The sequence below is a fragment of the Streptomyces beigongshangae genome (genome assembly GCF_019710745.1).
GTDB classification, from domain to species: domain Bacteria; phylum Actinomycetota; class Actinomycetes; order Streptomycetales; family Streptomycetaceae; genus Streptomyces; species Streptomyces beigongshangae.
On record NZ_JAHKJW010000008.1, the window covers coordinates 122,521 to 142,178 of the forward strand.

Annotated in this window: 20 protein-coding genes and 1 tRNA gene; 8 read left to right on the forward strand and 13 right to left on the reverse strand. The window is 71.6% G+C overall.

The features are described 5' to 3' along the window. Window positions 1-38 precede the first annotated feature (38 nt). A complete protein-coding gene (locus tag KM933_RS08535; RefSeq protein ID WP_221349820.1) occupies window positions 39-263 on the forward strand; it encodes an MbtH family protein in 225 nt (74 codons plus the stop codon). Between the two features lie 9 nt (window positions 264-272). Beyond that, entirely contained in the window at window positions 273-1,847 is a 1,575-nt protein-coding gene (locus tag KM933_RS08540; protein ID WP_221349822.1) for an amidohydrolase, read from the forward strand. Between the two features lie 157 nt (window positions 1,848-2,004). On the opposite strand, the gene KM933_RS08545 is transcribed toward KM933_RS08540, so the two are convergent. Both KM933_RS08545 and KM933_RS08550 read right to left on the reverse strand, forming a co-directional pair. After that, window positions 2,005-2,661 carry an HhH-GDP family DNA glycosylase gene (locus tag KM933_RS08545; RefSeq protein WP_221349824.1) on the reverse strand — a complete coding sequence of 219 codons (657 nt, stop codon included), beginning with the start codon at window positions 2,659-2,661 and terminating at the stop codon, window positions 2,005-2,007. Beyond that, on the reverse strand, window positions 2,658-3,026 hold the full coding sequence (locus KM933_RS08550) for a DUF3140 domain-containing protein (RefSeq protein ID WP_221349826.1): 369 nt from the start codon (window positions 3,024-3,026) through the stop codon (window positions 2,658-2,660). The genes KM933_RS08545 and KM933_RS08550 overlap by 4 nt, the downstream gene beginning before the upstream one ends. A 194-nt stretch (window positions 3,027-3,220) precedes the next feature. Here KM933_RS08550 and KM933_RS08555 point away from each other — a divergent pair, with 194 nt between their 5' ends. Further along, on the forward strand, window positions 3,221-4,000 hold the full coding sequence (locus tag KM933_RS08555; RefSeq protein ID WP_221349828.1) for a sulfite exporter TauE/SafE family protein: 780 nt from the start codon (window positions 3,221-3,223) through the stop codon (window positions 3,998-4,000). A 165-nt stretch (window positions 4,001-4,165) separates the two neighbouring features. Here KM933_RS08555 and KM933_RS08560 read toward each other — a convergent pair whose 3' ends face one another. The 3 genes from KM933_RS08560 to KM933_RS08570 form a co-directional block, all read right to left on the reverse strand. Further along, the gene (locus KM933_RS08560; RefSeq protein WP_221349831.1) at window positions 4,166-6,295 is read right to left on the reverse strand and encodes an MDR family MFS transporter; all 2,130 of its coding nucleotides are present in this window, start codon (window positions 6,293-6,295) and stop codon (window positions 4,166-4,168) included. 66 nt (window positions 6,296-6,361) lie between these two features. After that, a complete protein-coding gene (gene cobF, locus KM933_RS08565; RefSeq protein WP_221349833.1) occupies window positions 6,362-7,186 on the reverse strand; it encodes a precorrin-6A synthase (deacetylating) in 825 nt (274 codons plus the stop codon). 105 nt (window positions 7,187-7,291) lie between these two features. After that, window positions 7,292-7,804 carry a DUF309 domain-containing protein gene (locus KM933_RS08570; RefSeq protein WP_221349835.1) on the reverse strand — a complete coding sequence of 171 codons (513 nt, stop codon included), beginning with the start codon at window positions 7,802-7,804 and terminating at the stop codon, window positions 7,292-7,294. Between the two features lie 100 nt (window positions 7,805-7,904). Between KM933_RS08570 and KM933_RS08575 the strand changes: the two genes are divergently transcribed. After that, window positions 7,905-7,978: transfer RNA gene (locus KM933_RS08575), tRNA-Pro, on the forward strand. A 263-nt stretch (window positions 7,979-8,241) separates the two neighbouring features. Here KM933_RS08575 and rraA read toward each other — a convergent pair. The 7 genes from rraA to KM933_RS08610 form a co-directional block, all read right to left on the reverse strand. Further along, window positions 8,242-8,727 carry a ribonuclease E activity regulator RraA gene (gene rraA, locus KM933_RS08580; RefSeq protein WP_221349837.1) on the reverse strand — a complete coding sequence of 162 codons (486 nt, stop codon included), beginning with the start codon at window positions 8,725-8,727 and terminating at the stop codon, window positions 8,242-8,244. Between the two features lie 49 nt (window positions 8,728-8,776). Further along, complete coding sequence (otnC, locus tag KM933_RS08585; protein ID WP_221349839.1) at window positions 8,777-9,421, reverse strand: 3-oxo-tetronate 4-phosphate decarboxylase; 645 nt, start codon at window positions 9,419-9,421, stop codon at window positions 8,777-8,779. After that, the gene (otnK, locus tag KM933_RS08590; protein ID WP_221349841.1) at window positions 9,418-10,704 is read right to left on the reverse strand and encodes a 3-oxo-tetronate kinase; all 1,287 of its coding nucleotides are present in this window, start codon (window positions 10,702-10,704) and stop codon (window positions 9,418-9,420) included. Before otnK ends, otnC begins: the two co-directional genes overlap by 4 nt. Window positions 10,705-10,786: 82 nt before the next feature. Then, window positions 10,787-11,869, reverse strand: coding sequence for an isocitrate/isopropylmalate dehydrogenase family protein (locus KM933_RS08595; protein ID WP_221349843.1), 1,083 nt, complete (start codon window positions 11,867-11,869; stop codon window positions 10,787-10,789). Between the two features lie 40 nt (window positions 11,870-11,909). Further along, the gene (locus KM933_RS08600) at window positions 11,910-12,746 is read right to left on the reverse strand and encodes a sugar phosphate isomerase/epimerase family protein (protein ID WP_308013307.1); all 837 of its coding nucleotides are present in this window, start codon (window positions 12,744-12,746) and stop codon (window positions 11,910-11,912) included. Further along, on the reverse strand, window positions 12,743-13,453 hold the full coding sequence (locus KM933_RS08605) for an aspartate/glutamate racemase family protein (protein WP_221349845.1): 711 nt from the start codon (window positions 13,451-13,453) through the stop codon (window positions 12,743-12,745). Before KM933_RS08605 ends, KM933_RS08600 begins: the two co-directional genes overlap by 4 nt. A gap of 231 nt (window positions 13,454-13,684) precedes the next feature. Continuing rightward, complete coding sequence (locus KM933_RS08610) at window positions 13,685-14,398, reverse strand: FadR/GntR family transcriptional regulator (protein WP_221349847.1); 714 nt, start codon at window positions 14,396-14,398, stop codon at window positions 13,685-13,687. Between the two features lie 375 nt (window positions 14,399-14,773). Between KM933_RS08610 and KM933_RS08615 the strand changes: the two genes are divergently transcribed. After that, on the forward strand, window positions 14,774-16,069 hold the full coding sequence (locus KM933_RS08615; RefSeq protein WP_221349849.1) for a CitMHS family transporter: 1,296 nt from the start codon (window positions 14,774-14,776) through the stop codon (window positions 16,067-16,069). A gap of 181 nt (window positions 16,070-16,250) precedes the next feature. On the opposite strand, the gene KM933_RS08620 is transcribed toward KM933_RS08615, so the two are convergent. Beyond that, entirely contained in the window at window positions 16,251-16,679 is a 429-nt protein-coding gene (locus KM933_RS08620) for an Lrp/AsnC family transcriptional regulator (protein ID WP_260333250.1), read from the reverse strand. 105 nt (window positions 16,680-16,784) lie between these two features. Here KM933_RS08620 and KM933_RS08625 point away from each other — a divergent pair, with 105 nt between their 5' ends. From KM933_RS08625 to KM933_RS08635, 3 genes are all read left to right on the forward strand, one after another. Next, window positions 16,785-17,384 (forward strand): GNAT family protein, encoded by a 600-nt coding sequence (locus KM933_RS08625; protein ID WP_221349853.1) that lies wholly within the window; start codon window positions 16,785-16,787, stop codon window positions 17,382-17,384. A 40-nt stretch (window positions 17,385-17,424) separates the two neighbouring features. After that, window positions 17,425-18,756 (forward strand): glutaminase, encoded by a 1,332-nt coding sequence (locus KM933_RS08630; RefSeq protein WP_221349855.1) that lies wholly within the window; start codon window positions 17,425-17,427, stop codon window positions 18,754-18,756. Window positions 18,757-19,034: 278 nt separating this feature from the next. After that, complete coding sequence (locus KM933_RS08635; protein WP_221349857.1) at window positions 19,035-19,502, forward strand: MarR family winged helix-turn-helix transcriptional regulator; 468 nt, start codon at window positions 19,035-19,037, stop codon at window positions 19,500-19,502. The last annotated feature ends 156 nt before the right edge of the window (window positions 19,503-19,658 follow it).

Below are 19,658 nucleotides of genomic sequence, written 5' to 3' on the forward strand. Positions count from 1 at the left end.
CAATGTGCGTCGTACGCGATGTGAGTTGGAGGAAACCTGTGAGCACCAACCCGTTCGAGAACCCCGAAGGCACCTACTCCGTGCTCGTCAACGACGAGGGCCAGTACAGCCTGTGGCCCGACTTCGTGGACGTGCCGGCCGGCTGGACCGTCGCGCACGGCCCGGCCCCCCGCCAGGAGTGCCTGGACCACATCGAGACGCACTGGACGGACATGCGCCCCAGGAGCCTGGTGGAGCGGATGGCGGCGGACCAGGCCGGCTGAGGCCCGGCGATGCTCTCCACGAGACTGATCAACGCCCGTTTCCGCACCATGGACCCCGACCGGCCGATCGCCCGCGAGCTGGGCGTCTGGCGGGGCCGGATCGTGGGTCTGGACGAGGAGGTCGCCGCCCTGCCCGCCCGCAGGGTCGTCGACCTCCAGGGCGCCACCGTGCTGCCCGGATTCATCGACGCCCACGTCCACCTGGCCTGGACCGGTCTCAAAGCGGCCACGCCGACCGTGGCACCGTGCCGGTCGGTGGACGACGTCCTGGCCGCGGTGGCCGAGGCGGCGGCCCGCACACCGGCGGGCGGCTGGGCGAACCTGGTGGGGTACGACCAGCGGGGCCTCGGCCGCCATCTGACCGCCGCCGAGCTGGACGGGGTCAGTGCCGGGCGCAAGGTGTTCCTGATGCACGACTCCGGGCACGGCTGCATGGTCAACACCGCCGTACTGGACCTGCTGCCGCCCGGACTCGCCGACGGGGACGGCTTCCTCGCCGAGGGCGACATGGGGGCCGCACGGGCCCTGCGGCCGCCCTACTCGCAGCGGGAACTGGCGGACGCGATCGGACGTGCCGCGCACGCCTGCCTGGCCGAAGGCATCACCGGCTGTGCCGAGGCCGGCATCGGCGGCGCCCTGTTCGGGCACAGCCCGGTCGAGCTGGGCGCGTACCAGCGCGCGGGCGACGAGGGCAAGCTGCCCCTGCGGGTGCAGCTCATGGTGTCCGCCGACCGGCTGCGCCCGGTCGCGGCCCACGACGACGACGGCATTCCCCGCGCGCTCGACCTCGGCCTGCGGACGGGGTTCGGCGGCGACCGGCTCTCCGTCGGCGCGCTGAAGGTCTACACCGACGGCGGCATGATGGCCCGTACCGCCGCCCTCAGCCGCCCCTACGAAGGACTCGACCACACGGGCCGGTTGCAGGACGATCCGGAAACCCTCACGCGGACGATCGTCGACGGCCACCTCGCGGGCTGGCAGCTCGCCGTCCACGCCATCGGCGACCAGGCGGTCGATCTGGCCCTGGACGCCCTGGAGCGGGCACAGCGCCTGCGCCCGCGGCCGGGCGCCCGGCACCGCGTCGAGCACGCGGGCCTGGTCCGGCCCGACCAGCTCGGCCGCTTCGCCGACCTGGGCGTGGCGGCCGTGGTCCAGCCGAACTTCCTGCGGTACTTCGGCGACGACTACGCCGCGATCATGGGGGAGGAGCGGGCGCCCTGGCTGTACCGGGGCAGGGGGTTCCTCGACCACGGCATCACGCTGGTCGGCAGCTCCGACCGGCCCGTCGCGGACGGTTCGCCGCTCAGGGCCGTCCAGTTCATGGTCGAGCGGGCCTCCGCGTCGGGCCGGGTCATCGGCCCGGACGAGGGCGTCACCGTAGAGGAGGCCCTGCGTGCCTACACGGTGGCCGGCGCCTTCGCCTGCCACTGGGAGGACAGCGCGGGCAGTCTCACGCCGGGCAAGCGCGCGGACCTGGTCGTCCTGGGCGACGACCCGCAGCGCGTCGAGGTCTCGCGCATCGGCGACATCGACGTGGTGGCGACCTTCGTCGACGGCCTGGAGACCGGGGGGTCCGGTCTGTGAGCGTCACACGCTCCCCGCGGCCCCGGACCCGTCCGGACGGCGGGGGCCCGCGGCCGCCCCGGGCGGAAGGCGGGTGGCCGCCGCGCCGGGCGACGACCGGCGGGCTCCGGGAGCGCGTCTGTCGCGTTCCCCGCGTCTGTCGCGTTCCCCGCGCCTGTCACGTCTCCCGCGCGCGGCGCAGACAGTCCTCCACGACGGACTTGTCGAGTGCCGCCCGCACCAGCGCCGCCGCCAGGACGGCGGGTTCCGTGTCCCCGGCGAGCTCCAGCAGCCGTTCCGGCTCCCCGGGCAGGCCGAGCCGGGCCGCGCCCTGCAGCGCCTTCGCGTCGAGGTGGGGCGCCACCTCGGGCCAGACCCGCTGCACCTCCCGCAGGAAGATGTCCACACCCGCGGGGCCGAGCCCCGGCATCTCGCGCAGCAGGCGCCGCAGTTCGTCCAGGTCGCCGTCCGCCGCCCCGCGCATCCGGCGCGGATCGCCTCCCCACCGGTCCAGCAACAGCCGGGCGCCGTCCCCGAGCTGGGTCGCCGTGCGCTCGTCGTAGCGCCGGTAGCCGCCCCGGCCCAGCGCGTCGACCCGCTCCTGCCACGTCGCCCCGGCCGTCCGGCGGGGATCGCGCAGCCCCGCGTCGTACAGGGCGCGGGTGGTGGCGAGGGCGACGGACCCCCGGATGCGGGCACCGAGCAGACAGGCCATGACCAGGGTGCGGTACAGCGGCTGCGGTGTGTCCCGCAGCCGGATGCCCGCCTCCTCGGCGAACGTACGGCCGTGTCCGGCGAGCAGGTCCGCGAGGACGCCCGCCGCCCCGCCGCTCACGCCGGCGGCCTGGTGGGGTCGTGGCCCAGCGTCATCAGCCGCTTGCGGCGACGGGCCTCCTCGGCCTCGGAACCGGCCCCGGACCCGGCCCCGTGCTCCGGCGCGTTCCCGCGGTCCGTCTCGGCCGTGACGGTGTCCACGACCTCGTACATCACGTCGAGGTCGTCCTCGGTGAGGTCGGCGCGGCGCTTCTGCAGGATGGCCAGCACGAGCTCGCCGGTGGGCGAGCCCTCGTGCTCGGGCGGCGGGACCGATTCCTCCGACGCCTCGTTCACCCGCAACCAGGCGTCCAGTTCCTGCGAGGTCATGTTCACCACGCGATGGAACTCGTCCCACAGCGCGTCGAGTTCGAGGGCGTCGGCCATCGGGTGTCCCTTTCGTCCGTCCGTCGGTCCGTCGGTCCGCGCCCGTCCGAGTGCCCGCGGCGGATCGGCGAAAACACTCCCGCGGGGCCCCGCAGGGAGGGCGGTCCGGAGTGTGCGACCGGTGGCGGCGGCAGGGCTCACCTGGCGAGACGCCCCTGACAGGGCCGGACGGGCGGCATAGCATCGGTCCCCGAATGGACACGATGACGCTCTGGCACATAACCCCCTGGGAGTTCGCCGCCCTCGCCGCCGCCGCCCTGCTGGTCGGCTTCTCCAAGACCGCCGTGAGCGGGGCCAACACGGTCAGTCTCGCGATCTTCGCGGCGGTCCTGCCGGCCAAGGCGTCCACGGGGGTACTGCTGCCCGTCCTGATCGCCGGGGACGTGCTCGCCGTGCTCACCTACCGGCGGCACGCGCACTGGCCGACGCTGTGGAAGCTGTTCCCGGCGGTCGCCGCCGGGGTGGTCCTCGGCACGGTGTTCCTGAGGGGGGCCGGCGACGGGACGGTGCGGACGTCGATCGGCGTGATCCTGCTGCTGATGGCCGGCGTCACCGTGTGGCGGCGGCGCGGGGCCGGCGCGGAGGCGGACGGGGGACCGGACCCGGTGACCACGCGGGCCGGCCGGCTCAAGGCCCGCTCCTACGGGGTGCTGGGCGGCTTCACCACGATGGTCGCCAACGCGGGCGGCCCGGTGATGTCGATGTACCTCCTCTCCGCGGGCTTCCGCAAGCTCGGCTTCCTCGGCACCTCCGCCTTCTTCTTCCTGATCGTCAACGTCTCCAAGGTCCCTTTCAGCGTCGGCCTCGGCCTGATCGACGGCCGCTCCCTGCTGCTGGACGCGGCCCTGGTGGCCTTCGTCCTGCCGGGCGCGCTCCTCGGCAAGTGGGCGGTCGACCGGATCGACCAACGCCTGTTCGAGCGCCTGGTGATCGCGGCGACGGTGCTGGGCGGAATCCAACTGCTCCTACGCTGAACGGCACGCCCGCCGAAGGGCGCCCCGTGGGAGGCGCCCCGCAAGGAGCGCGGGGAACTGCGCGCCCAGCCCGGACGGACCCGCAGCCTCATCACGTCGCCCGGCGGATCGCACATGCCGGCCGGTCCCGCACCGACGACGACGGGGACGGGGACGGAGCCGAGGTCACCGCCCGGCCCCGGCCGGGACCTTCTGCCCCGGCTGCGCCGGGACGTCCCGGTCGAGGTCCTCCACCAGCAGCCGCTTGGCGATGCTGTCCACGGCCACGCGCAGCTCCGCCCCCGAGGGGCGGCCGAGGTCCTGTTCGACCCGGTCGGCCAGCCAGCCGGCCCACGCCTCGCCGATGACCCGGGCCTCGCGCGCCCCGGCGTCCGTGTGGGAGAAGAGGGTGCCCTCGCGGGTGAGGTAGCCCTCCTCGACCATGCGCTGGAAGACCGGCACCAGGACCTCCGGGGGCAGGCGGCGGCGGGCGGCGATCAGCGTGAGGCTCGCATGACCCACCATCCGGGTGAACAGCTCGACCTGCATCACCGCCCAGGCCCCCGCGATGTCCAGCCGGGTGTCCGCCCCGACGACGATCCGCCGCATGGTGTCGGTCCGCGTACCACCGATGATCTTCCCGACCGAGGTCTCCAGCCGCTGCCGGCTGCCGGCCGCCGAGGGGGTCGCGAACCCCTCGCCCAGGTCGGTGGACCCCATCCGCGCGCTGTCGCGCAGCTGCACCTGCTTGAGGAACAGGGCGACCAGGAAACCCAGCAGCGCCACGGGCACGGTCCACAGGAAGACGGTCTGGAGCGTCTCCGCGTACGCCCTCACGAGGGGCGCGGCGGTCGCAGGCGGCAGGTCGTGCAGCCCTTCCGGACTGGTCGCTGCCCTGCCGACGGCCGCGGGGTCGGTGCCGCCGCCCCGGACCGCCTCGGCGACCCCGCCCCGCAGGTTCGGCGTCAGCGTGTTGGCGTAGATCGTCCCGAAGACCGCGGTGCCGAAGGAGCTGCCCAGCGTACGGAAGAAGGTGACGCCGGACGTCGCGGTGCCCAGGTCGGAGTACTCGACGGTGTTCTGCACGGCGATGGTGAGGACCTGCATGCACAGCCCGATCCCCGCACCGAGCACGAACATGTAGAGGGAGGCGAGCCAGGCGCTGGTCCCGCTGCCCATCAGGGAGAGCAGGTAGAGACCGACGCCCATCACCAGCGACCCGACGATGGGGAAGATCCGGTAGCGCCCGGTCCTGCTGACCACGCTGCCGCTGAACACGGAGGCGATGAGCAGGCCGACGACCATGGGCAGGGTGCGTACGCCGGAGACGGTGGCCGAGTCGCCGTCCACGTACTGCAGGTACGTCGGCAGGAACGTCAGCGCGCCGAGCATCGCGAAACCCACGATGAAACTGAGGATCGAGCACACCGTGAAGACGGGGTTGCCGAACAGGCGCATCGGCAGCATGGGCTCGGCCGCACGGGTCTCGACCAGGCAGAACGCTGCCAGTGCCAGCACACCACCGGCGAAGAGGCCGATGATGACGGGCGAGCCCCAGGCGTACTCGTTGCCGCCCCAGCTCGTCGCCAGGATCAGCGCGCTGGCGCCGGTCGCGACGAGGGCGATACCGAGGTAGTCGACGACGGGCCGGGACGCCGACTTCACCACCGGGATCGTGCGGGCCGCGGCCACCACGACGAGGATCGCGATGGGCACGTTGACGTAGAACGCCCAGCGCCAGGTGAGGTGGTCGGTGAAGAGGCCGCCGAGCAGGGGGCCGATCACGGTGGCGACGCCGAACACCGCGCCGATCGCGCCCTGGTACTTGCCGCGTTCCCGCAGCGGGATGACGTCGGCGATCAGGGCCATCGCGGTGACCATCAGACCGCCCGCGCCGATGCCCTGCATGGCCCGCCAGGCGATCAGCAGCAGCATGTTCGAGGCCAGGCCGCACAGGAAGGAACCGGTGATGAAGACGACCGCCGACACCTGGAAGACCACCTTGCGGCCGAACAGGTCACCGAACTTGCCGACGAGCACCGTGGCGACGGTCTCCGCCAGCAGATAGCTGGTGACCACCCACGACATGTGCTCCGCGCCGCCCAGGTCCGACACGATCGTCGGCAGCGCCGTGCCCACGATCGTCTGGTCCAGCGCGGCCAGCAGCATGCCGAGCACGATCGTCGCGAAGACGACGTTGCGGCGGCGCCTGTCCAGCACGGGGGGCTGCGTGGCGGGTGCCTCCACGGCGGGCGGTCCGGCGGTGTCGGTGGTCGTCACACCCGTCAGCTTCACACCGGCGGACGGGGCGCGCATGCGGGGTCCGTCCGCACGGGGGGCGCGGGCCGCCGCCGCGGCCCGCCCGGTCCGCGCGGGCCCGGGTCAGTCCGCTTCGGGAGTGCCCGTGGTTCCGGGAGTTCCGGGAGCGTCCCGGTCCCGCGGATGCCTGCGGAGCAGGTACGTGTCCATGATCCAGCCCTTGCGCTCGCGGGCCTCGGCGCGGAGCTCGACGATGCGGGGGGCCGTCTCCGCCAGGGGGCCGGAGGCGAGGATCTCGTCGGGGGTGCCCAGGTAGGCGCCCCAGTAGATGTCGATGTCCTGGCCGGAACCGGCGTACCGCTGGAACGTCTGGTGGGCGTCGAGCATGACGACCACGTCGTCGACGCCCTCCGGGAAGCCCTCGGCCAGCCGGCGGCCCGTGGTGATCTGCACGGGGCGCGCCACGCGGTTCAGGCCGGTGCGGTGACGGGCGACCAGGGAGGAGACGCTGCTGATGCCGGGCACGACGTCGTGGTCGAACGCCACGACGCCCCGCTCCAGGATCTCCTCCAGGATGCCCAGCGTGCTGTCGTACAGGGAGGGGTCGCCCCAGACGAGGAAGGCCCCGGTCCCGTCCTCGTCCAGCTCCTCGGCGATCAGCCGCTCGTAGATCCCGGCGCGGGCGCTGCGCCAGTCGCCGACGGCGGGGGAGTAGCCCGCGCCCCCGGCGGCCCGGTCGCGCTCCGGGTCGCGCGCCTCCACCGTCCGGTACGACCCCCGCGGCAGGTGCGCGTCGAGGATGTCACGGCGCAGCCGGACCAGGTCCGACTTCACCTCGCCCTTGTCCAGGATGAAGAACACGTCCGTGCTCCGCAGCGCCTTGACCGCCTGCAGGGTCAGTTGGTCGGGGTCGCCCGCACCGATTCCGATGACATGAATCTTTCGCACGCCCCGAGTCTGCCGCACGGCACCGGGCGCCCGGTCACCGCGTCCGGCGTCAGGTCACCGCACCCGTCCGAGCGGCCCGGAGACGGCCCGGGTGGCCCGGAGGGCTCAGGACCGGTCCCCGCGCAGCCGCGGTGCCCACGCCCGAGCGTCCACGGGCGCGGCGTCCCGCTCCACGACGTCCGCCAGCTCACGCGCCCAGGAAGCGAGTTCGGACAGGTCCAGCCCGTGCGGACGCGGTGTCCCGCGGTCCGCGCCCCACTCCTCGACCGCCCCGGCCCCCCGCCGCAGCAGCCGCGCGCCGCCCGTCACGTTCCCCCGGGCCGCGTGCGTGAGCCCCACCGCGAGCTGGGCGAGGCCCCGCCACAGAGCCCGCTCCTCGTCGGGGCCCGCCTTCCAGGCGTCCTCGAAGACCTCGTGCGCGTGGAACGGCTTGCCCGCCTCCAGCAGCGCCTGCGCCTCGGTGACCGTGTCCCCGGGCGTGCGCACCACCCCTTCGGGCTGCCGCTCCACCCCGTCCGCCCCGTACGGCAGGGGCCGCCCGAGCCCGTCCCGGGGCCGTGCGTTGCGCGCCCGCCCCTCCGTGTCCCGGTCCCGCCTGTCGCCAGAAGTGCTGCTCATGCACCGATTGTGCGCCCTGCCCCGCCGTCTTCGGAGCAGGCCCCGGTGTGCGGTAGGGTTCTGTTCGCGCGATCACGCGGTTCACCGCGACGGGGCGCATCGGGACGTGGCGCAGCTTGGTAGCGCACTTGACTGGGGGTCAAGGGGTCGCAGGTTCAAATCCTGTCGTCCCGACTCGTACGAGTCGCAGGTCAGGGGCGGTTTCGGAGGGATCCGAAACCGCCCCTTGATCATTTCTGGGGCCAGTTGGGGACCGGTTGGGGACCGGTGTTCCTTGACCGGCGTCAGCGGGTGAGGACAGTCGTTGCGGGAAGGGATCGCGGGGCGCGCAGCACGCCGAGGTGCCCCCGTGGAGGGCCGCTGCGACCAGGCCGAGCGCGGTGACCGCGAACGACCAGCCGAAGGTTTTCAAAAGTACTGGCCACCCGATCATGTGGTCAGGTGCGGTCGGGAAGGAGGGCGATGCCGTCGTCGTCGGCGTGCAGGATGTCGCCGGGGCGGAAGGTGACGCCGCCGAAGGTGACGGGGACGTCCACGGCTCCGGCCGCGTCCTTGGCGCTCTTGCGCGGGATGGTGCCCAGTGCCTTGATGCCGAGGCGGAGACCGGCCAGGGCGACGCTGTCGCGGACAGCACCGTGCAGGACCAGGCCGGCCCAGCCGTTGTCCTGGGCGGCGCCCGCGATGAGGTCGCCGACCAGGGCGGTGCGCAGGGAACCGGCTCCGTCGACGACGAGGACGGCTCCGTCGCCCGGGGTGCGCAGCAGGTCGCGCAGCAGGCCGTTGTCCTCGTGGCAGGAGACGGTGCGCACGGGTCCGGCGAAGCCGCGGTGTCCGCCGAACCGGCAGAATTGCAGGTCACAGACGCGCAGTGCGGTGCCGTACTGGTCGACGAGGTCGGCGGTGGGGACGGGGGCGACTGTCATGGGGGTTCCTTCACTGTGGTGACTGCCGCGCTCGCGGCTCATCCGGCCGTCAGGGGGATGTGGGGGCGAGCGCGGCAGCCTGCTCGGGAGTGAGGGGACGGGTGGCGTGGCCTTGCAGGAGGAGGTGGAGTTTGGCGGTCTCCTCCAGTTCCTCGATGGCGTCGGCGGCCTGCTCCAGTGACGCACCGGCGATGACCGGGCCGTGGTTGGCGAGGAGCACGGCGTGGTGGTCCCTGGCGGTGCGCTCGGCCAGTGGTTCCAGGGTGCTGTCGCCGGGGGCGTGGTAGGGCAGCAGGGGGAGGGTTCCGACGCGCATGGCGTAGTACGCGGTGAGCGGGGGCAGCGCGTTGCCGGGGTCGAGTCCGTCGAGGCAGGAGACGGCGGCGGCATGGGTGGAGTGCAGGTGCACCACCGCGTGGGCATCCGGCCGGGCCCGGTAGAAGGCGGCGTGCAGGAACGCCTCCTTGGTGGGCCGGGGGCCGTCGAGGTGACGGCCGCCCAGGTCGGTGCGGGACAGCTCGCCCTCCTCGACGGTGCCGAGGCTGGATCCGGTGGGCGTGAGCAGCAGGCTCCCGTCGGAAAGGCGGACGGAGAGGTTGCCGGTGGAGCCGTGGGTCAGGCCGCGGGTGAACAGCGAGCGTGCGGTGCGGACGACGAGCGCGCGGGCGGTCGGCTCGTTCGTGCAGGCGCTCATTCGGTCTCCCCGGCCGTGGTGGTGAGGGCGCGGGTGAACAGGTCGGGTGCGCCGAAGTTGCCGGACTTGAGCATCAGGGCGAGGTCGCCGTTCTCGGTGGTGGCGTAGGTCCAGGGCACGCCGGGGTCGGCCTCCGCGCCGACCAGGACGGCGCGGACGCCGAGGGCGGTGGTGACGGCGCCGGAGGTCTCTCCGCCCGCGACGAGTAGCCGGCGTACACCGCGCTCGACGAGGTGGGAGGCGAGGGTGCCGAGGAGTTCCTCGACCTGTGCGGCGGCTTCGGCGACACCGAGCCGGGCCTGGACGGCGGCGAGTTCCTCGGGTGAGGCGGAGGCGTAGATCAGGACGGGCAGGCCGGGGTCCTGTTCCGCGTACCAGGCCAGTGCCTCGCCGGTGACGTCGCGGCCGGTGGCGGCGGCGAGGACGTCGAGGTGCAGGGAGGGCAGACCGGCGGCGTAGAACTGGGCGATCTGTTCCAGGGTGCGGGCGGAGCAGCTGCCGGCCAGCACGGCGGCACGTCCCTGGGACGGTTGTGGTTCGGCGATGGCTGCTGCGGTGGCTGCTGCGGTGGCGGGGTAGGCGTGTCCGATTCCCTCGGCCAGGCCCGCGGCCCCGGCGACGACGGGCAGTTCGAGTGCGGCGGCGCCGAGCACGGCCAGGTCGTCGTCGGTCAGGGCGTCGGCGACGATGTGCCGGATACCGGCCTGCTGGTGGGCGACGACGGCGTCGCGGACGGCCTCGACGCCCTGGCGCACCGTGCCCCAGTCGATGAGGGCGGCCTGGTGCGGGGTCTGCGCGGACAGCAGCCGCACCAGCGCGGAGTCCGTCATCGGGTTGAGGGGGTGGTGGCGCAGCGCCGAGTCGGACAGCAGCTGGTCGTGGACGAACAGGTGGCCCCGGTAGACGGTGCGGCCGTTGGGCGGGGAGGCCGGGCAGTGCAGGGCGACAGTGGCACCGGCGGCGTCCATCAGGGCGTCGGTGACCGGGCCGATGTTGCCGTGCGGGGTGGAGTCGAAGGTGGAGCAGTACTTGAAGTAGACCTGGGCCGCGCCCCTGGCCCACAGCCAGCGCTGGGCGGCCAGCGAGTCGGCGACGGCCTCGTCGGCGGGGGTGGAGCGGGACTTGAGGGCGACCACGGCGGCGTCGCAGTCGGGCGGCAGCACGGTGGTGTCGTCCGGGGCGCCGAAGACCAGGGCGGTGCGCAGGCCCGCCCGCCGGAAGGCCGCGGCGACGTCGGTGCCGCCGGTGAAGTCGTCGGCTATGCAGCCGATGCGCAGGGTCATGGTCGGGGGTGTCTCCTCGGGCGTGCGGACTGGGAGCGGGGGCCGGGGCGGGCGGACGGGGAGTGGCCCGCCCCGGAGCGGGTCAGTTCTGGCCGGCGCCGATGGCCTTGATGACGGCGGCGGTGAACTCGCTGGTGGAGGCGGAGCCGCCCAGATCGCGGGTGGCGGTGCCGGCGGCGATCGCGTCGGCCACACCCCTGTCGATGATCTTCGCGACGGTGGCGAGCTTCGCGTCGCCGTGCTTGGCGCCGAGCCACTCGAAGAGCATGGCGCCGGAGAGGATCATGGCGACCGGGTTGGCGATGTTCTGCCCGGCGATGTCGGGGGCGGAGCCGTGGGACGCCTGGGCCATGGCGGTGGTGGCGGAGGAGTTGATGGAGGGGGCGGTGCCCAGCGAGCCGGAGATCTCGCCGGCCAGGTCGGAGAGGATGTCGCCGAACATGTTCTCGGTGACGATGACGTCGAAGTCCTGGGCGCGGCGCACCAGGTGGACGGTCATGGCGTCGATGTGGAAGTCGTCCACGGCGACGTCCGGGTAGTCCTTGGCGACTTCCTGGCACACCGTGCGGAACAGGCCGGTGGTGAGCTTGAGGACGTTGGCCTTGTGGACGATGGTGAGCTTCCTGCGGCGCGAGCGGGCCAGGTCGAAGGCGACGCGGGCGACGCGCTCGGTGGCCTGACGGGTGATGATGCCCAGCATGATCGCCGTGTCGGGGGTGGGCATGAACTCACCGGTGCCGGCGAAGGTGTTGCGGTCGGCGTAGAAGCCCTCGGTGTTCTCGCGGACGATGACCAGGTCGGCGTTGTCGCAGACGGCCTTGGCGCCGGGGAAGGACTTGGCGGGGCGGATGTTGGCGAAGAGCTGGAAGTGCTTGCGCAGGGTGCCCGACGGGTTGAGGGCGGACTTGTGCGGCTCGGGGTAGGACACCGAGTCGTGCGGGCCGAGGTACCAGCCGTCCAGGCCGGCCAGGGCCTCCTTGGTCTCCTCGGGGACCGGGGTGTTGTGGGTGTCGATGGCGGCGGCGCCCAGCGGCAGGGCCACCCAGTCGACGGAGACGCCGGCGGCCCGGGCGGCGGCGGTGGCGATCTCGACGGAGGAGGGGACGATCTCGGGGCCGATGCCGTCGCCCTCAAGGACGCCGAGGCGGTAGGTCTTGCTGCTCATGGTGCGGGTTCCTCTCGAAACAGGGGGATGGGGGGACGGGTCAGGACAGCACGGCCGCGGCGTCGGTGAGCGCGGTCCAGGAGCGGGCGGCGGCCTTGGCGCTGTCGCCGTCCTGGGTGTGTTCCAGGGTCAGCCAACCGGTGAAACCGCCGGTGCGCAGAGCGGTCAACAGGGCGGGCAGGCGAGGGTCGTCGACGGTCAGGGGGCCCCGCGTCGAGGGCGCCGCGAGTTGCAGGCAGCCGGTGACGCGGGCGTGGTCCGCGACAGCCCGCACCACGTCGACGTTTTCGGCTTCGAGGTGGTGGGTGTCCAGCACCAGTTGGGCCGGGGCGTCGAGCGTGTCGGTGAAGGCGAGGGCCTCGGCCGGGGTGTTCCACAGCGAAGTGCCGGCGCGTGACTGCGGTTCCAGCAGCAGCCGGCTGCCGCGGTCGGCCGCCTCTACGGCCAGGTGCTGCACGGCGCGTTCGGCCCACAGGCGCTGCATGTCCTTCAGACCCGGCAGGAAGGTGCCGCGGGTCTGCCCGAGGATGAGCGGCACGCCGAGTTCACCGGCGAGGCGGGCCGCGCCCAGCAGACGGAACAGGGCGTGCCGGCGGACGTCCGGAGAGGGGTCGGTCAGTGTCAGGCGGTCCTGGGCGCAGATCGGTCCGGTGCCGATGCCCAGCACCTTCAGACCGGCGGCCTCAACGGTCCGCGCGAGTGCTTCGGCATGCGGTGCGCCGCTGTCGCGGACCTGGACCTCCACGCCGTCGTAGCCGAGTTCGGCCAACGGGCCGACGGCCTCGGCGAGCGGTGCGGCAAAACCCAGCGGCATGGGCGTGGAGCAGTCGTCGCCGGAGACGGTGTAGGCCAGCGGCCAGGGCAACCCGGCGCTCACGGCGTGACCACCGGGGCCGGGGCGGCTTGCTGCTCGGCGGGCAGGAGCAGCCCGCGCAGTTCCCGTGCGGCGGTGCCCGCGCCGTCCAGCACCGGCACGCCCAGCAGGTCGGCCAGGGCGTCGCGGGCCGGGGTGAGCGAGTACTGGGCCAGCAGCACCGCGTCGACGTCGGTACCGTCGGCGGCCCGCAGGGCCTCGGCCAGGTGACGGGCGGCCGTCCGGGGATCGGTGGCGCCGGCGGCGTCCTCGCTCAGAGCGGTCACGATGTCCACCGGACGGCCTGGGCGGAGCGCCGGGACGAGCGCTTGGAGCTGGGCGACGGCGGCCGGGACGGCGGGCGGTACCGAGGCGACCACGGCGATGCGCCGGTACGGGCCGGCCAGGGCGGCCTTGAACATCGACTCGTCGGACTTCAGCACGGGCACGTCCCACAGCGTGCGAGCGGTGTCCACGACCTCGCCGTAGGAGGAGCAGGTCAGCAGCAGGCCCTGGGCGCCGCCGTCCATCACGTGCCCGATCAGGCGGAGCATGCGCCGGCGCAAGGCGTCGGTGAGTCCGCCGGCCGCGTTGGCATCCACCAGCAGACGGTCGTCCAGCACGTTCCAGACAGTGGCCTGCGGAAACTGCTGAGCGAACGCCTCATGGGCGGTGCGGTGCGCGGCGGGCACGGCGTGGATCATCGCGACCAGGGGTGGGGATGTGATCACCGGGTTCTTCCTCTTCCGGTAGGCGGGGACCGGCGCGGGTCCCGGCCGCGGGCCTTCTCCGGCCGGCACGGGAGCGTTCCGTGACGGCCGGGGCGGGTCCGGGACAGGGGCGGCAGCGTGTTCTCGCGATGCCGCGCCGCCACTGTAAATCCAACCGGTCAACCGGTCAACCGGTTGAAGGCGGAGAGGGCCGCGCGACACCGGGAGCGGCCCGGCGGCCCGCGGCGCGCGCTACTTCTCGCGCTGCTCCAGTGCCTCCATCAGGCGGCGGGACGCGCCGTCCATGTGCCGGGCCATCGCCGCACGGGCGGCCTCGGCGTCACCCTGGGCGACCGCCTCGTAGATCGGGACGTGGTCGGCGTAGGCCACCTCGCGGGGGCGGACGGTGCCGGTGCGTTCCACCCAGCCGCGCTGGACCATCGCGCGCATGCCCTTGAGCATGTCCCGCAGCACCGTGTTCGCGGCCAGTTCGCCCAGGGCGGCGTGGAAGGCGGTGTCCGCCTCGGGGAACTCCTCGTCCGGGCATTCCCGCATGGCCGTCAGCCGGGCCCGCAGCAGTTCGACGCCGGCCTCGTCACGCGCTTGGGCGGCCAGGCCGGCGACGACCACCTCCAGTTCGGCGCGGGCCCGCACCATGTCGCGGGCGCCCCGCTCGCCCAGGACCAGACCCAGTTCGAAGAGGCGGTAGAGCACGTCGGAGTCGGTGCCGCGGAAGTAGGTGCCGCTGGACTGGCGGATCTCCAGCAGGCCCAGGAAGCCGAGCGACTTGATGGCCTCGCGCACGGTGGGACGGTTCACTCCGAGCATCTCGGTCAGCCGTCGTTCCGAGGGAATGCGGTCGCCGGGCTGGACCTCGCCGGACATCAGGTAGTCGATCAGGCGGCGGGAGACCTCGGCGGCCAGGGGCTCGCGCGGCTCGACCGTGATTCTGGCGAGTTCGGCCATCGAAATCCTCACTTCGGGTCACTTCGGGTATTGACGAGATGGCCGGATTCTAGTTACCTACCGGCAATCCGGTTAACCGGTTGTCCGGAAGTGGGCGGGATCAAGCCATCCGCCTCTCCGGACCGACCGCGCCGGAGGTCCCAGCCATGCCAGGCGCACTCCTGACGTCCTCACCGGGCCGCTGCCCACCGCGACCGTGCGCCCGTCCGAGCCGCCGTACAGGAGCCGCAAGCCCTCATGACCGATCCGTCACGCGAGCCGAGTACGGCCCTGTGTGTGCCGGCGGTCGTTGTCCAGACCGCCCCGCACTGACTCACGCGCCGTCGTGGGCCGCCGCTCGACCGGCGGCCCACAGCCCTGCCCCAAGGAGCAACGATGCTCGCCGTCCTCGGCTTCGCCACACTGGGCAGCTTCATGCTGCTCGTGATGCGCAAGTACCTCTCCGCGTTCACCGCCATCATGCTCACGCCGATCGTCGCCGCCGTCATCGCGGGCAAGGGCGGCAAGCTCGGCGACATGATCATGAACGGCCTGGACACGGTCGCGCCCACCGCCGCCCTGCTGCTGTTCGCCGTCCTCTACTTCGGCCTGATGATGGAGGTCAAGCTCTTCGAGCCGATCGTCCAGGCCATCATCCGCGCCACCAAGGGCGACCCGGTCAAGATCGTCGTCGGCACCGCCGTGCTGTCCCTGTGCGTCGCCCTCGACGGGGACGGCACCACCAGCTACATGATCGTCTGCTCGGCGTTCCTGCCCATCTACCGGCGCCTGGGCATCAACCCGCTCATCCTCGCCACGCTCGCCGCGATGGCTCTGGGCACCATCTCCGGCACCACCCCCTGGGGCGGCGCCGCCACCCGCGGCATCAGCGTCCTGCACCTGAGCGCCACCGAGTACTTCGTCCACATGCTCGCGCCCATGGCCCTGACCAGCTTGGCCATCGTCGCCGTCGCCTACTGGCTCGGCCTGCGTGAACGCGGCAAGCTCGACGCCGAGAAGCTGGCCGCCTACAAGCTGGAGATCGCCTCCGGCGAGGCGTTCGAGCCGATCAACGCCGACTGGCGCATGTGGTTCAACGCAGGTCTCACCCTGCTGCTGATGGTGCTGCTCGTCCTGGAGGTCGCCGATCTCCTGGTGCTCTTCATGGTCGCCTTCGTCATCGCCCTGCTGGTCAACATCCGCGAGATCGGCGACCAGCAGGAACTCATCAAGCGCCAGGCGGCCAACGCGGTCCCGGTGATGATCCTGGTCCTGGCGGCCGGCGTGTTCACCGGCATCATGACCGACTCCGGCATGATCAAGGCCATGGCCGACGCGGCCCTGTCGATCGTCCCCGAGGGCTGGGGCGACGTCATCCCGCTGTTCACCGCCGTCCTCGCGCTGCCGCTCGGTTTCTTCATGTCCAACGACGCCTACTGGTTCGGTGTCGTGCCGGTCCTGGCCGAATCCGCCGCGCACTACGGCATCCCCGCCAACGAGATCGCGCGCGCCGGCGCCATCGGCCAGATCCTGCACATGATGGGACCCACCAGCGCGCCCCTGTGGGTCCTGCTCGGGCTCGTCAAGGCCGAACTCGGCGACTTCCAAAAGCACGCCCTGCGCTGGGGTGTCCTTGTCTCCCTCGCGTACATCGTCTTCGCGCTCCTCACCGGGGCCATCAGCGTCGCCTGAGTGGTGTGCACGAGTCACTCCACCTGCCGGTGGGCCGCAGGACTTCCTTCTGCGGCCCACCGCCGGGTCCGGCCACGAGATGTGGCACCGGGCCGGCCTGCCGCCACGGGACAGGCGGAGGCCGTGCAGCACCGCATCAAGCACGGAACCGCCCTCTTCCACCGAGGGCTTGGCGAGCTCATCAACCAGGTTGTCGCCGCTGAACGTCAGGCGGGCGTGGGGCAGCCCAGGAGGTGAGGGGTGGTGGCCCGCGGTCGATGACGGTGCGGATGCAGAAGGTGCTGCGGGCGTCGTGGACAGGGCCGATGGCCAGGATCTGGTCGGTGAGCACTCCCTCGAAGGTGCGCAGGTCCGGCACGGCGAGTTCGACGGGGAAGACGCCGTCGCCGGAGATGACGTGGCACGCGACCGCGTGGGCGATCGCCTCGAGTGCCTCTTCGACCACCTGGGAGGTGGTGCGGGAGTGCTCGACCTTGGGAGAGAGGAACACCGTCAACCCGGGGCCGAGACGCTCGCGGTCCAGACCGGCCCGGTAATCGGCCAGCACCCCGTCCTCCTCCAGCGCCTTGGTGCGGCGCAGGCAGGACGAGTACCCGCCATGCCATGCCATGCCTTGGTTGACACGTAAACCATGAGATGACATGGTTTACGTGTCAACCAAGGCCGCCCGTACACCGTCATGCCCCTACGAGCGAAAGCGCTGCGGAAAGCGGATATGGCGGACGTTTCGCGCATCGAGTTCGGTGTCGACAGTTTCGGAGACCGGACCCGTGACGGCCGGGGAGAGGCCCCCTCGCACGCGCAGGCGATCCGGGCTGCGGTGAGCGAGGCGGTCCCCGCCGGCCCCGCGGCAGGCATCCGGCTCGGACCCGGCCGGAAAACCGCGGCCACGCCGCGACGCCCTCCGAAGAAGGGCAGCCGGATGACTCGGGAATTGACTGGCGGCATCGACGCATCCATGACGGTCGAGCTCGACCTCGCCGACCCGATCGGCTCCTGCACCGTCGGGCGCGCCGACGGAACGCCCGTCGGCACGGCTGACTTCGTCGGCGTATCCGAGGTGCGTGAAGGGCGGATATTCTTCTGTACCGAGGTGTACCAGGATTTCGGTGGAGGAAAGCTGGTCGAGCTTCTGGTGAGCAAGGCACTCGCTGACGGCATCTGCGAGAACGTCACCGTCGTGCCCTTGTGCCCGATGTTCGCTCGCCGTCTGCGGGTGCACGGCGACGGGTTCGTCGCGAGTGGTGGTGTGCTCCGCCGGCCGGTACCCGACGACATAGGAGTGATCACGCGCGCCGCGCTCGGTGAAGCGTGAGAATCGCAGCATGAGGATCGCGATGAAGCATGGAGGATGAATGCGGCCGATAATTCCGGACTATCTGGCTGAGGTGCTCGCAGATGTGGAGCCGGACACGTCCGGAGAGCCGGCGGGATACATCCCCGAGCTCGCGGCTGCGGACCCCAAGTACCTCGGCGCGGCCTTTGCCATGCTCGACGGAAAGGTGTACGGCGCCGGTGACATCGATATCGAGTTCACGATCCAGTCGATCTCCAAGCCGTTCGTGTACGCCCTGGCACTGGCTGATCGTGGATTCGACTCCGTAATCGCCAGGGTCGGTGTCGAGCCTTCCGGGGAGGCGTTCAACGAGATATCGCTCGAAAGCGGTACCGGACGGCCTCTCAATCCCATGATCAACGCCGGCGCGATCACCGTTCACTCACTGGCCGGTGCGGAGGACCTGAATCCGGCAGGACGGGTGGAGCGCGTGCTCCACGGCCTCTCGGCGTTCGCCGGCCGCCGACTGGAGACGGACGAAACGGTATACGCGTCAGAGATCGAGAACGCGCACCGCAATCTCGCCATCGCACACATGCTCCGCAGCCACAACATTCTCACCGAGGACGCGGGAGCCGTCGTGGACGGCTACACCCGCCAGTGTTCCGTGCTCGTCACCACGCGGGATCTGGCCGTGATGGCCGCGACGTTGGCCAACCGCGGGACGAATCCCCTCTCGGGTGAGCAGGTGGTGCCTGAAGCGGTGGTGCGTCAGGTGCTGAGCGTCATGCTCAGCTGCGGAATGTATGACGCCGCCGGTGACTGGACCACTCAGGTCGGGATTCCGGCGAAGAGCGGTGTGGCCGGGGGCCTGATCGGCGCGCTCCCCGGACAGATCGGCATGGCCACGTTCTCACCACGCCTGGACGTTCACGGGAACAGCGTTCGCGGGGTGACACTGTTCGAACGATTCTCTTCGGACATGGGCCTGCACGTGATGGAGGTTCCCGCCGCTGCGCTTTCGGTCGTGCGGTCCAACCATGTCGTGGGCAGCGGGCCCGGCGCGCTCCGGGTCCTGCAGCTGCAGGGCGGCATCGGCTTCGCCGGAGCCGAGAGAGTCGTCAAGGAAGTCGTCGACACCCCGCCTTCGGAAGTCAGGGTGGCTCTGGACCTGACAAGGGTCTATTCGATCGACGACGTGGCACGGCGCATGCTGCTGGAAGTCGCACGTCGGCTGACGCTGAGCGGTCACGACGTCTACCTCGTCGACCCGGAATCGGTCATGCCGGACCCCGATCCCGGCGACGGTGGCCGAGTCGCAGTCGTGGACACCGTGGATCAGGCCGCGATCGTGATGCGGACCGTTTCGGCACAAGCGCCGGCCTCATCCAGAACGGCGTCGGACGCGTGAGCCGGTGGCCCGGGCCACCGGGCCACCGCACAGGACACAGGACCGCCGTGGCTTCGGCCAGTCGGCCAGTCGGCCGGTCGGCCGGTCGTGCAGCCGTCGAGGTCATGAGCGTGTCGCGAAGCCCGCGGCGCGGGCTTCCCGACCGTGACCGGCGGCGACATGACCGCTTTCGGCGCCGCGGACCGCCTCGCCGGCTTCGGTGGCGTCGTAGCCGTTCCCTCGAAAGGCCCTTGCCTGCGAGATAGATGAGTAGTCAACATCTTCGTTACACTCCTTCGATGAACGCAACGCCTCGCTGGCTGACCCCGGAGCAGAAGGCAGCCTGGGAAAGTTTTATCCGTATGCAGGAGACGCTCATCGGGCGACTTTCCCGCCGGATCCAGGCCGACTCCCACATGTCCGCCGCCGACTACATCGTGTTGGTGAGTCTCACCGAAAGAGGTGGGGGACGGATGCGCTTCCTGGACCTGGCCAAAATGGTGGAGTGGGAGAAGAGCCGTATGTCCCACCAGGTCCGGCGGATGGCGAATCGCGGACTGGTGGCCAGGGAGGAATGTCCTGACGACGGGCGCGGGGCGTTCATCGTCGCGACCCCGGCCGGCTACAGGGCGATCGAAGAGGCTGCGCCCGTGCACGTCGCACACGTCCGCCGACTTTTCATTGACGCCCTCACCCAGGAGGAACTCGATACGCTCGCCCGGATCTCGAACCGCGTACTCGGGCACATGAAGAAGCAGCCCGACTGACCGGTCGGGACTCTTACCGCGTCTGCACGGAAATGCGCCGCCCTGGTTGACTGGTCAACAACTATGGCAGGGCGATGTCGCCGACTCGTCGATCGCCGGCTTCACGGTGACCCCGTTTGCCTGACTGGCGGTCAGGGAGTCGGGAGAAACGAGCTG